This window comes from Candidatus Binatia bacterium, from assembly GCA_036493895.1.
Taxonomy (GTDB): domain Bacteria; phylum Desulfobacterota; class Binatia; order UBA1149; family CAITLU01; genus DATNBU01.
On sequence record DASXOZ010000078.1, the window covers coordinates 25,869 to 38,366 of the forward strand.

The window sequence follows — 12,498 nt, forward strand, 5'->3', positions numbered from 1 at the left end:
GCAGCCATTCGAGCGATCGGAGGAGGGAGGGCGCGTGGAGGCAGCGGTGCCCGACGACGGTAGTGCGCGCGTACCGGCACGCAACGGATCACTCGCCGTCACGGTGTTCCGGCTCCTGCGCGTGGACCACTGGCTGAAGAACGGGTTCACGTTCGCCGGCGTGCTCTTCAGCGGCCGCTTCCTCGATCCGTCGAGCATCATGGCCGCAGCCTCCGCCTTCGCGCTGTTCTCGGCGGCAGGCAGCGCCGTCTACATTCAGAACGACATCACGGACCTGGATTCGGATCGTCGCCATCCGACCAAGCGCAATCGTCCGATCGCCGCCGGCGTCGTGCCGCTGCCGGTCGCGCGCGTCGTGCAGGTCGCGCTTCTTGCCGTGTCGCTCGGCCTGGCGCTGCGGCTCGACCCGAGGATCTTCGAGCTCATCGCGGCGTACGTGGTTCTCAACGTCTCGTACAGCCTGTGGCTGAAGCACGTCGTCATCGTCGACGTGATGGTGATCGCGGTCGGATTCGTGCTTCGCGTCGTTGCCGGCTGCGTCGTCATCGACATCGCGCCGTCGCAGTGGATCGTGCTGTGCGCGTTCATGCTCGCGCTGTACCTCGGTTTCGGCAAGCGGCGCCAGGAGCTGGTCCTCATGCAGGACCGCGCCGACTACCGCCGCCCGGTGCTCGACGACTACGGACTGCGTTTCCTCGACCAGCTGATGGTCATCGTCAGCGCCGTGACGATCGTCTGCTACATCCTGTTCACGATGTGGCCCGACACCATCGCCCGTCACGGCACGGCCAATCTCGTCTATACCGTCCCGTTCGTGATGTACGGAATGTTCCGCTTCGACTGGCTGGTGCATCACCGCAAAGGCGGCGATCCGACCCGGGCCCTGCTGACCGATCCGCACTTGATCGCGACCGTGGTGCTGTGGGCGCTGGTCGCAGGAATGATCCTCGGTCCGGGCTGGCGCGGGGAACCGCTGCCGCCGCCGTGATCGACGAGCCCGCAAGTCACGTTCCCATGCTGTCCATGCCGTTCTCCGTGCACTGCGCGCGTCGCGGAAATCTTGCGGCTGTCTGCGCCTTCGTGCTGGCGGGCGTGCTGTATCTGCTGCTCGTCGTCCTGCCGCAGGCGTCGAACTCTCCGGTCGGCGCTTCGTACGACATCTACAACGCGACGATGCCGAACCAGATGTACCTTTCGAGGGCGCTGGCACGCGGCTTCGGCGCGCTCTGGATCAGCGACCAGAACTGCGGCCAGCCGTTTCTGCCGGTCTCCCTCCTCGGCCCGTTCTACCCGCTGAGCTGGCTCATGCTCCTCGGCGCAGACCGCGGCGCCATGCTGTTCCTGATCGTCACGTTGCAGTTCGCCACCGCCGGCGTCGGCGCCTACGCGCTATGCCGCATGAGCGGAGCCAGCACGGTTGCCGCGATCGCAGGCGGACTGACGTTCCAGTTGTGCGGGACGACCGTGAGCAATGGGCTTTGGGTACCGACTGCAGTCATGGGCCCTTACGCCCTGATGCCCGCGGCCTGGGCCGCGCTGGAGTACCTGATCGAACGACCGACGATTCAGCGCGCCGCACTGCTCGCGATCCTGATCACCATCCAGGCCCTTGGCGGTTATCCCCAGATCGTGCTGTTCACGTACGAAATCCTCGGCCTGCGGCTGCTGCTCGCGCTGGTGACGCTGCCCGCCGATATGCGCTGGAAGGTGCTCGGGTGGTCGCTGGTCGCGATGTCCCTGCCAGCGCTTCTTGCGGCGGTGTACCTGCTGCCGGCCGGCGAATTCGCCGCGATGTCGATTCGCGCCAGGCACCTTTCGGCCGCAGAGTTCGTGATGTTCCTGAATGAGACCTGGGCCAACTTCCGCCTGGATGCGGGCACCACGGTGGTGGAGTACGTCCCGCCGTACACGATCGTCGGATGCATGCTCGCGGCATGCGTGCTCGGCCGCGTACGCCATCGACCTCTGGCGACGTTCTATTTCGCTGTTGCCGTCCTGTTCGCCATGCTGCCGTGGGACACCGTGTTGCGCGAGGCATACCTCAGCCTTCCGGTGGCCGGCTCCTTTCGCGGCCCGATGCGATTCCTCTGGGTGAGCACGGCAGCACTCTCGGTCGCCGTCGCGTGCGGAATCGACATCATCGCGGGATCGGCCGGCCAGAGCCGCCGCGTGCGGCTGGCGATTGCACTCGCGGCGGTCGCCGGAGTTCTCGTATTCCTGGCGATTCACGATCTTCCGTTGTCGACCGCGGAGACAGCGTTGGCGACCGGTGCGCTCGCCGTGGTCGCGATCGCGCTTGGATCGGGCCGGTGCGCCCCCTTGGCGGCACCGTTGCTGCTGGTGCTGGCGACCATCAACCTTGCGCTCTCCCACAAACCGTTCTTCCACCTGCTCCCGGACACCAGCGAGCTCACGCGCCGCAGCGCCACTTACGAGGCCCTGCGCGAGCGGATGACGCCGCAGGATCGCTTCGTCAGCGTCGGTGTCCACCTCGACTACTCCAACGCCGACAAGGCCGCGACCATTTTTGACCTGCCGTCGATCAGCGACTACGAGCCGCAGACCTCGCAGCGTTACGCCGAGCTCATTTATTACCTCGCGGCGAAAAGGAAGCTGACGTCGATCGGCGATTTCTACTTCGGCTGGGTTGCGCTTCCGGGTGCCCGAAACCTGTTCGACCTGCTCGCGACCCGCTACGTGCTCTGGGATCCGCAGTCGGAGCATCCGCTCAACATGAATGGCCTGGTCGAGATCGGCCGCAGCGAGGGACTGATCCTGTACGAGAATCCCCAGGCCCTTGCGCGGGCGTTCTTCGTGCCGACTCTCGAAATCGCGCCCGACGGCATCGAGACGATCCAGCGACTGAACGATTCGAGCTTCGATCCGACGGCCGCGGCGCTGGTGTCCGAAGCACCGGCCGATGGTTTCGTCGGCGAGACGCCGCCCGCCGAAGGCATTGCGCGCATCGTGTCGGATCGTTCCGAGGAATTGACAGTGGACGTCGACTCGATCGGCGAGGGGTTCCTGTTCGTTTCCGACCAGCTCTACCCGGGATGGACTGCGACGGTCAACGGCGCTCCGGCACCGATTTTGCGGGCCAACTACGCCTTTCGTGCCGTCCATGTTCCCACGGGTGCCTCGGTCGTCGTCATGCGCTACCGCCCGTGGAGCCTCATCATCGGCGCCGTCGTTTCCACCGTCGCAGCTGCCGGACTGGCCGTCGCGCTGCTGGTCGCGCGGCGCCGTCGCAAATCGGCAGCGCGCGCGCAGCCCCGCCCCGAGGCGATCGCAGCAGGCTGAAACGGAAGCAGCCGTGCGCGTGCATTGGCCGCCGAATTGGGATTACATCGGCCGGCTTCGATCTGCGCGCCGGCGGGTACGGGTGCGCCAATGGGAGCCGGCTCCGGGTTGTCCGCCCGCCAATGCGGGCGAGACAGATTGACCGCGCGCCACCTTCACCGGGAGAACGGAATGTTTCACAAGGTCCTGATCGCCAACCGTGGCGAGATCGCCATTCGCGTGGCCAAGGCGTGCCGGGAGCTCGGCGTGCGCTCGGTCGCGATCTACTCGGACGCCGACGCCGACGCTCCCCATGTCCACGCCTGCGACGAAGCCGTGCATGTCGGCAAGTCGCCGAGCCGCGAGAGCTATCTTTCGATCGGCAATGTGATCCAGGCCGCGCTGTCGGCCGGAGTGGACGCGATCCATCCCGGCTACGGCTTCCTGTCCGAGAATGCGCATTTCGCGCGGGCGATCGAGGACGCCGGCATGGTGCTGATCGGGCCGTCGCCGTCGGCCATCGCCGCGATGGGCGACAAGACCGAGGCGCGCGCGCTCGTTCGCACGGTCGGCGTGCCGGTTACTCCGGCCATCGAAGCTCCTCCCGATGACGTCAAGGAGCTGGAAGCCCAGGCCACGCGCATCGGGTTTCCCCTTCTCGTCAAGGCGGCGGCCGGAGGCGGCGGGCGCGGGATGCGCATCGTGCGCGCGATCGGCGAGCTCGCCGAGGCGCTCGAGAGTGCCCAGCGCGAGGCGGCCTCCGCATTCGGCGACGGCCGCGTATTCATCGAGCGCTACGTCGAGTATCCGCGCCACATCGAGATGCAGATCCTCGCCGACCGCTACGGCAACATCGTCCACTTCGGCGAGCGCGAATGCTCGCTGCAGCGCCGCCACCAGAAAGTCGTCGAGGAAGCGCCGTCGGCCAGCGTCGATGCCGCGCTGAGGGCGCGCCTGGCCGCCGCTGCGACGGCCGCCGCGCGCTGCGTCGCGTACGTCAATGCCGGTACCGTCGAGTTCCTCGTCGACAAGCACCGGGGCATCTACTTCCTCGAGATGAACACGCGCATCCAGGTCGAGCACCCGGTGACCGAATGGGTGTACGGCGTCGACCTCGTGCAGGCCCAGATCCGCATCGCGGCCGGGGAGCCGCTGTGGATCCGCCAGGAAGACGTCGTCCCGCGCGGCCACGCGATCGAAGCGCGCATATACGCCGAAGATCCCGCGCAAGGATTCCGCCCCGCGCCCGGCAAGATCGAACTGCTCGTCGAGCCTCGCGGGCTCGGCATCCGCGTCGACTCGGGAGTGCGAACCGGCTGGCAGATCCCGATCTACTACGACTCGATGATCAGCAAGCTTTCGGTGTGGGCCGGCGACCGCGAATCGGCGCGGCGCCGCATGCTCGCCGCGCTTGCCGAGTACCGCGTCGACGGTGTCACCACCAATATCCCTTTCCTGATCTCGCTGCTGTCCCACCCCGACTACGTCACGAACAACGTGTCGACGGGGTTCCTCGGCGATCATCTCCCCGAGATTCTCGAGACGGCAGTGAGCAGGGAAGTCGCGGTCGAGTCGTGAGCTGGACGAGCGTCTGGGCATGGACGGCGGCAGCGGCGCTCGCAGGCGCGCTCGTCTGCCTGAAGTCCCTGCTCGACGTCAGGGACGCCGCGCGGCCTGCCGACGTCGGCCCGCTCGCGTGGATCATCACGATGCTCGTCGCTGCAGCCGTGGGGACCGGGTCGGGCATGGCCCTTCAGCATTGGTACTGCGGCAGCAATGCCCAGTGCGGCCTGTCGCAGTTCCTTGCGCTTCCGGCCTGCGTCGTGACCGTGCAGATCCTGTCGTTCGGCGTGCTGGTGCAATGGCGCAAGCGGCTTTCGAGTCGCCGCAATGCCTGATTTCGCCACCAGCATTCCCCCCGACCCAGCCACCAACCCGAGGCACTACAAGTACTACGACCTCGTGATGGCGGCCTTCGTCACGATACTGCTGTGCTCGAACCTGATCGGGCCCGGCAAGTCGTGCCATATGTTCGGCCTGAACTTCGGCGCGGGAAACCTCTTCTTTCCGTTCAGCTACATCTTCGGCGACATCCTGACCGAGGTCTACGGCTACGCGCGCACCCGCAAAGTGATCTGGGCCGGCTTCGCCGCGATGATCTTCGCGACGATCATGAGCCAGGTCGTGCTCGCGATGCCGCCCGATCCGTACGAGCCGTACAACAGGATCATCGATCCGGCGCTGCACGTGGTCTTCGGCAACACCTGGCGCATCGTTGCCGGATCCCTCGTCGCGTTCTGGGCCGGCGACTTCGTCAATTCCTACGTGATGGCCAAGATGAAGCTGTGGACCGAGGGGCGCTACCTGTGGACCCGCACCGTCGGATCGACCGTGTGCGGCCAGGCCGTCGACAGCGCGATCTTCTATCCTCTCGCGTTCGCGGGCCTGTGGTCCGCGCAGACGGTGCTGCAGGTGGTCCTTTTCAACTACGCGCTGAAGGTCGTCTGGGAAATCCTCAACACGCCGCTCACCTATGCGATCGTCCGCTTCCTCAAGCACGCCGAGAACGAGGACTGGTACGACCGCCAGACCGATTTCACTCCGTTTTCGCTGCAGGATTGAGCGCGCGGCGAATTCCGCTCGTGATGCTCCTTCCCGGCGCGAAGCTCGCGGCCGGGGCTGTTGCCAGCGCCCCGGTAAAAACCACAATGACTCCGGGCGCCGGGCGCGATACGTAAGTGCGATGATTTTACCCGGGTGGGGCACGGGGCGAGCAGATCAGGCGCGAGCGCTGCGCGGGCGCATCGCGAAGTCGTCGGCATACGTTGCCCGCCGCAGCGTCGTCTGCCTGGTCGTCCTCGCCACGTGGACAGCCAACGCCGCTTCGGACGTAACCACGACGACCACCGCCATCACGACGACGACGGTCCTGGACGCTCCGACGACCACCACCTTGTCGCCCACCACCACGCAGCCAGCGGAAACGACGACGACCCTGGCCGCCGAAACGACGACGACGCAGGCAGCGGCCACGACGACCACCACGCTGGCGGTGCCGCCTTCGATCCTGCCGCTGCGCCGCTGCGGTGATCCTTCCGGCGACGGTGAGGTGAGGGCCGGCGATGCGCTGTTCGTTCTGCAGGCCGCCGTGGGAACCCGCGCCGATTGTCCAGCGCTCGTCTGCAAAGCGGGCGGCGGCTTCCAGGCCGTGCACGCGTCCGACGCCCTCGCCGTGCTTCGCGCTGCGGTGTCGGCCGATGCGCTGGCGGCGCTTCGCTGCCCGACGATGGCGAGGTTCTGGGACGAACAGCTGCTGGCGGCGATCCGCCTGGACATCCCGAGGCCGACGGTCCACGCGCGCAATCTTTTTCACCTGTCCGTGGCGATGTGGGACGCGTGGGTGGCCTACGATCACGAGACGAATGCCGCACCGTACGTGTTCGCCGAAAAGCCTCCGGCCGACCCCGACGTCTACACGGCGCGCAGCGTAGCGATGAGCTACGCCGCCTACCGGATCCTCAGCCATCGTTTCGTGACGTCGCCCAACGCCGCGACGAGCCAGGCCGGCTTCGATGCGGCGATGGACTCTCTCGGCTATGACCGCACCTTCCATTCCACCGACGGCGACTCGCCGGCGGCAGTCGGCAATCGCATCGGCCAAGCGGTCATCGACTATGGAATGGGCGATGGCGCCAACGAAGCGAACAACTACGCCGACGATACCGGTTATGCTCCGGTCAACACGCCGCTGTTTCCTGCACTCAGCGGAACGACGATGGCCGACCCGAACCGCTGGCAGCCGCTCTCGCTCAAGTTCTCGGTGACGCAGAACGGGATCCCGCTTCCGATCACGGTGCAGACGTTCATCTGTCCTCACTGGGCAGAGGTGAAATCGTTCGCTGTAGGCGACATCGATCCGGGTCCTCCGCCGCGGCTCGGCACGGCCAGCGACGCCGAATTCAAGGATTCTGCCCTGACAGTCGTGCGCCTGAGCTCGCAGCTGGATCCGTCCGACGGCGTGATGGTCGACATCTCGCCCGGCAGCCTCGGCAACAGCACTCTCGGCACCAACGACGGAAGCGGCCGTCCGCTCAATCCGGTAACAGGACAGCCCTACGCGCCGCAACTGGTTCTGCGCGCCGACTACGCGCGGGTGCTCGCCGAATTCTGGGCCGACGGTCCCAATTCCGAAACTCCGCCCGGCCACTGGAACGTCATCGCCAACTTCGTCGCCGACCAGCCGCGCTTCGCCAAACGGCTGCACGGCACCGGTCCCGTCGTCGACAACCTCGAATGGGACGTCAAGACCTACCTTGCAGTCAACGGCGCAGTGCACGACGCGGCGATCGCAGCGTGGGGCAACAAGGGCCGCTACGACTCGGCGCGACCGATCTCGATGATCCGCTACATGAGCAGCCTCGGCCAGTCGTCGGATCCGGCGGGCCCAAGCTACAACCCGAACGGAATGCCGCTCGAGGACGGCCTGGTCGAGGTGATCACTGCCGAAAGCTCGGCGCCGGGCGAGCGACACGAGCATCTGGCTTCGCACGTCGGCGAGATCGCGATCCGGGCGTGGCTCGGCAACCCCGCGGATCCGAAGACGCAGACGAGCGGAGTCGGCTGGCTTCGCGGCGTCGACTGGCTCCCCTACCAGAAAGCCACTTTCGTGACGCCGGCTTTCGCCGGTTACTTCTCGGGACACAGCGTCTTCAGCCGCGCCGCGGCCGAAGCGATGACCGAACTGACCGGAAGCGCGTTCTTCCCGGGCGGCCTCGGCGAATTCCACGCAGCGGCGGGCAGCTTCCTCGGCTTCGAGTACGGCCCGACCGGCGACGTGACGCTGCAGTGGGCCACCTACCAGGACGCCGCCGACCAGGCCGGTCTTTCGCGCATTTATGGAGGTATCCACATTCGCGCCGACGACTTCACCGGCCGCATCGCAGGCTACGACATCGGCCGCGACGCCGCGGCGCTGGCCGAACAGTACTGGGACGGAACAGTCGCGGCGACCGGCACTACGCGGTCCAGCGCCGCTTCTCTCGCGTCGCCGCCTCGTTCCCGCTAGCAAGCGCCCATGAGCTACCAGCGCCTGCGCTTCGATGTTTCCGACGGCCTGGCGGAAATCACGCTGTGCCGCCCCGACGCCGCCAACGCGATCGACGTCGTGCTGGCCGGCGAGCTCGCCGAAGTCTCTCTTCAATGCAGCGAGGACGCCGCGATCCGTGCCGTGCTCCTGCGCGCAGAGGGACCAATCTTCTGCGGAGGAGGCGACGTCGCGAGCTTTCGCGGTGCCGACGACTTCCCCGTGCTGCTTCGCCGCATCACGCAGGGACTGCATGTGGCAGTCTCCCGCTTCGCGCGCATGAACGCGCCGCTGGTTGCCGCCGTCGCGGGTACTGCGGCCGGTGCGGGCATGAGCCTGGCGTGTTCCTGCGACCTCGTCATCGCCTCCGACAACGCGCGCTTCACGATGGCCTACACGCGCATCGGACTGGTGCCCGACGGCAGCTCGACGTGGTTCTTGCCGCGTCGCATCGGGCTCGGCCGCGCGCGCGACCTCATGCTGCGAAACCGCGTACTCACGGCAGCCGACGCGTTGGCGTGGGGTGTCATCGACGAAGTGGTTCCCGCCGCCGACCTGGACGCCCACGCGCGCCGCATTGCGCGCGATCTGGCCGCCGGCCCGACGCTGGCTTTCGGCGAAACCAAGCGCCTGCTCGCGCAGACGTTCGACAACGGGCTCGAGACCCAGATGGAAATGGAGGCGATCGGCATCTGCGCGATGGGCGGCACCGAGGACTCACGCGAAGGCGTGCGTGCGTTTTTCGAGAAGAGACCGGCCAAGTTCCGCGCGCGCTGAAGAGCGCTGCACAGATTCGTCCGACCCGGAGGGCACGGATGCGAATTCGACAGATTGCGCTCGTTGCGCGCGACCTCGATCCGGTCCTGGCCGACCTCAGGGCAGTGCTCGGCCTCGGAGAGCCTTTCGCCGATCCCGGCGTCGGTGTGTTCGGGCTTCGAAACGGAGTCTTCCCGCTCGGAGAGCATTTCCTCGAAGTCGTCTCCCCGAAGCAAGAAGGAACGTCGGCAGGACGCTTCCTCGCGCGCCGCGGCGACGGCGGCTACATGGTGATCTTCCAGACCCGCGACCTTGCCGGCGCGAAAGCCCGCCTCGGCGAGCGCGGCGTGCGCACGGTCTGGGAAGTCGCGCTCGAAGACATCGAGACGGCGCACCTGCATCCTCGCGATACCGGCGGCGCCATCGTTTCGATGGACGAGGCCAGGCCTTTCGAAAGCTGGCGCTGGGCGGGACCCGGCTGGCGCGAGCAGGTTCGCACGGATCGCGTTGCGGGCATTGCCGGCGTCGAGATCCAGAGCGAGGAGCCCGACAGGCTGGCCGCGCACTGGCAGGAGCTTTTCGGGCTCGGCACGCCGCGCCGACCGGCAACCTTCGTGCTGCCCGACGGCGGCTTCGTGCGCTTCGTCGAAGACACGGATGGACGCGGCGAAGGAATCCACAGCATCGTGCTGGAAACTTCGCACGCGCAGGCGATCCGCACACAGGCTGCTGCGCGAGGTCTCGCCATCGATGCGGACGGTGCGATCGTGATCGCCGGCGTACGCATGGTCACCGGGCAATCGTAGAGGCAACAAGGAGGCGACGATGAAATTCGGCATGCTGTTTGCAAACTCCGGACCATTTGCGGACCCGCAGGTATTCGCGCACCTGGTGACGTCGGCGGAAGCCGCCGGCATCGAATCGATCTGGACCGTCGAGCACGTCTTCGTCCCCCGCGACTACGAATCGAAGTATCCGTACGCACCCGGCGGCAAGATGCCGGGACCCGAGAATGCGCCGATTCACGATCCTTTCATTGCGCTCGCGTACGCGGCCGCGCTGACGAAAAAGATCCGCCTCGGTACCGGAGTACTGATTCTCCCGCAGCGGCATCCGGCCTACGTCGCCAAGGAAGTCGCCTCGCTGGACGTGCTCTCGGGAGGGCGCGTAATCCTCGGCATCGGCGTGGGCTGGCTCAAGGAGGAATTCGAGGCCCTCGGCAGCAGCTTCGACGATCGCGCGGCGCGCACTCGCGAGAGCGTCGCGGCGATGCGCAGCCTGTGGCTGCCGGGACCGTCCACGTTCCGCGGGAGCTTCTTCGCGTGGAACAACGTCGAGTCGAACCCGAAGCCGGTGCAGGGAGCCAACGTCCCGATCGTCATCGGCGGCCACACCGACCTTGCGGCAAGGCGTGCCGCACGTTACGGCACCGGGTTCTTCCCGGGCCGCGGCAATGCCGAGCGCATGCAGGAGCTGATCGGCATCATGCGCGACGAATGCGCCAAGGTGGGTCGCGACGCCGACTCGATCGAGCTCACCGGCGGCCTGATGTCGCCCGACCACGACGTGATTGCCCGCTACCGCGACATGGGATTCTCACGCATGCTGATGCCGCCTCCCGGCTACGACAAGGACGCGATCTCGAAGGGCCTGGACGCTTTCGCGTCGAAATTCCTTCGCTGAATCCGCCGCGGGATCCGCCACGGAATCCGCGCGGAAGTCGGTCGCGGCTGCACCGGCGTGCTGCGCATTGCAGCACGGCGGCCGCAGCGCTATGAACGCGCCATGATCGACATCGCCACGTCGTCTGCCACGGCTCTTGCCGAAGCGCTTCGCCGCCGCGAGATCAGCTCGCTCGAGCTTCTCGACTTTTTCGCCAATCGGATCTCGCGACTGGACGGGCCGCTGAACTCGGTCGTCACGCTGGACCTCGAGCGCGCGCGTCGCAGCGCGAAGGAGGCCGACGAGGAGCTGGCGCGCGGCGACATCCGCGGCCCGCTGCACGGCCTTCCGATCACCGTCAAGGATTCGCTGGAAACGGCCGGGCTGCTGACGACGTCGGGGTTCCCCGACCTGTCGGCGCACGTTCCGGCTGCCGACGCCGTGTGCGTCGCGCGCGCGGTCGCGGCCGGCGCGATCGTCTTCGGAAAGACGAATCTTCCCACGCTCGCTGCCGACGTCCAGACATACAATTCGCTGTTCGGCACGACGAACAACCCGTGGAACCTGGAGCGCACCTGCGGCGGATCTTCCGGCGGAAGCGCGACTGCGACGGCGGCAGGCTTCACGTCGTTCGAGATCGGCAGCGACATCGGCGGATCGATCCGCACTCCGAGCAACTGGTGCGGAGTCTTCGGTCACAAGCCTACTCATGACATCATTCCCCAGCGCGGCCACATTCCGGGGCCCCCGGGCTCGCTCACCGAATGGGATCTTGCGGTAGTCGGGCCCATCGCGCGCAGCGCCGACGATCTCGAGCTTGTTCTCGGCATCCAGGCAGGCCCTCTTCCCGACCGCGCCCGCGGCTGGCGCCTGGACCTTCCTCCGCCGCGGCGCGAGAAGCTTTCCGACTATCGCGTCGCTGCGTGGCTCGACGACGACGCTTTCCCTGTCGATCCAGGCGTCCGCACGGTGCTGGCCGGCGCGGTGCAGGCACTGCGCTCGGCGGGAGCATCGGTCGACGAGGGCGCGCGGCCCGCGTTCCGACTCGCCGATGTTTTCCACACGTATTTGCGCCTTCTCGCACCGGTGATGCTCGCCGGACTTCCTCGCGACCAGTTCGAGATGATGAAGGCGCTCAGCCAGGCGGCGCCCGAGGACACGCGTGACCCGTCGATCCTGATGGCTCGTCACGGCACCGGCCTGACCCGCGACTGGCTGGCAGCCAACGAGGCGCGCCAGCACATTCGCGCGGCATTCGCCGACTTCTTCACGCGCTACGACGTGCTGCTGACCTGCGTGACGCCGGTGACGGCAGTTGCCCACGATCATTCGGACATGCCGTCGCGCACGATCCGCGTCGGCGAGGCGACCAGGCCGTACTTCGACCTGCTCTCGTGGATTTCACCGGCCACCTGCGCGCTGCTGCCGGCGACGGTGGCGCCGGTCGGACTGGCCCGCGACGGAATGCCGGTCGGCGTGCAGATCGTCGGTCCTTACCTCGAAGACCGCACGACGATCGACTTCGCAAGGCACGTGGCTGCCGTGACCGGCGGTTTCAAGGCTCCGCCGCTTCCCGCCTGAGCAAATCGACGTGAACGACGCGGGCGAGACCAGGCTCTACCGCAGAGGCCGCGTGCGCACGATGGCGTCGGCCGCGCCCGGCCTGGGCGACGCGCGCGCGGATCCGCCGACCGCGCTGGTCACTCGTGAGGGACGCA

At 67.1% G+C, this 12,498-nt stretch carries 10 protein-coding genes; all 10 read left to right on the forward strand.

All coding sequences use genetic code 11. The features are described from left to right. Positions 1 to 34 precede the first annotated feature (34 nt). A complete protein-coding gene (locus VGK20_18450; GenBank protein HEY2776028.1) occupies positions 35 to 988 on the forward strand; it encodes a decaprenyl-phosphate phosphoribosyltransferase in 954 nt (317 codons plus the stop codon). A gap of 26 nt (positions 989 to 1,014) precedes the next feature. Continuing rightward, positions 1,015 to 3,300, forward strand: a complete 2,286-nt coding sequence (locus VGK20_18455; protein ID HEY2776029.1) for a YfhO family protein — start codon at positions 1,015 to 1,017, stop codon at positions 3,298 to 3,300. A gap of 171 nt (positions 3,301 to 3,471) precedes the next feature. After that, positions 3,472 to 4,857, forward strand: a complete 1,386-nt coding sequence (locus VGK20_18460; GenBank protein ID HEY2776030.1) for an acetyl-CoA carboxylase biotin carboxylase subunit — start codon at positions 3,472 to 3,474, stop codon at positions 4,855 to 4,857. After that, positions 4,854 to 5,177, forward strand: coding sequence for a hypothetical protein (locus VGK20_18465; GenBank protein HEY2776031.1), 324 nt, complete (start codon positions 4,854 to 4,856; stop codon positions 5,175 to 5,177). Before VGK20_18460 ends, VGK20_18465 begins: the two co-directional genes overlap by 4 nt. Further along, on the forward strand, positions 5,170 to 5,901 hold the full coding sequence (locus tag VGK20_18470; GenBank protein HEY2776032.1) for a queuosine precursor transporter: 732 nt from the start codon (positions 5,170 to 5,172) through the stop codon (positions 5,899 to 5,901). The genes VGK20_18465 and VGK20_18470 overlap by 8 nt, the downstream gene beginning before the upstream one ends. Before the next feature lie 121 nt (positions 5,902 to 6,022). Continuing rightward, the gene (locus VGK20_18475; GenBank protein ID HEY2776033.1) at positions 6,023 to 8,344 is read left to right on the forward strand and encodes a vanadium-dependent haloperoxidase; all 2,322 of its coding nucleotides are present in this window, start codon (positions 6,023 to 6,025) and stop codon (positions 8,342 to 8,344) included. A 9-nt stretch (positions 8,345 to 8,353) separates the two neighbouring features. Next, the gene (locus tag VGK20_18480; protein HEY2776034.1) at positions 8,354 to 9,139 is read left to right on the forward strand and encodes an enoyl-CoA hydratase-related protein; all 786 of its coding nucleotides are present in this window, start codon (positions 8,354 to 8,356) and stop codon (positions 9,137 to 9,139) included. 38 nt (positions 9,140 to 9,177) lie between these two features. Beyond that, on the forward strand, positions 9,178 to 9,924 hold the full coding sequence (locus VGK20_18485) for a VOC family protein (protein ID HEY2776035.1): 747 nt from the start codon (positions 9,178 to 9,180) through the stop codon (positions 9,922 to 9,924). A 19-nt stretch (positions 9,925 to 9,943) separates the two neighbouring features. Continuing rightward, positions 9,944 to 10,801 (forward strand): LLM class F420-dependent oxidoreductase, encoded by an 858-nt coding sequence (locus VGK20_18490; protein HEY2776036.1) that lies wholly within the window; start codon positions 9,944 to 9,946, stop codon positions 10,799 to 10,801. A 102-nt stretch (positions 10,802 to 10,903) separates the two neighbouring features. Then, complete coding sequence (locus VGK20_18495) at positions 10,904 to 12,361, forward strand: amidase (GenBank protein HEY2776037.1); 1,458 nt, start codon at positions 10,904 to 10,906, stop codon at positions 12,359 to 12,361. Positions 12,362 to 12,498 lie beyond the last annotated feature (137 nt).

Coding starts and splice junctions, on each gene's coding strand:
- VGK20_18475 (HEY2776033.1), top strand. CDS start 6,023: ATGATTTTACCCGGGTGGGGCACGGGGCGAGCAGATCAGGCGCGAGCG.
- VGK20_18480 (HEY2776034.1), top strand. CDS start 8,354: ATGAGCTACCAGCGCCTGCGCTTCGATGTTTCCGACGGCCTGGCGGAA.
- VGK20_18455 (HEY2776029.1), top strand. CDS start 1,015: ATGCTGTCCATGCCGTTCTCCGTGCACTGCGCGCGTCGCGGAAATCTT.
- VGK20_18485 (HEY2776035.1), top strand. CDS start 9,178: ATGCGAATTCGACAGATTGCGCTCGTTGCGCGCGACCTCGATCCGGTC.
- VGK20_18490 (HEY2776036.1), top strand. CDS start 9,944: ATGAAATTCGGCATGCTGTTTGCAAACTCCGGACCATTTGCGGACCCG.
- VGK20_18470 (HEY2776032.1), top strand. CDS start 5,170: ATGCCTGATTTCGCCACCAGCATTCCCCCCGACCCAGCCACCAACCCG.
- VGK20_18460 (HEY2776030.1), top strand. CDS start 3,472: ATGTTTCACAAGGTCCTGATCGCCAACCGTGGCGAGATCGCCATTCGC.
- VGK20_18495 (HEY2776037.1), top strand. CDS start 10,904: ATGATCGACATCGCCACGTCGTCTGCCACGGCTCTTGCCGAAGCGCTT.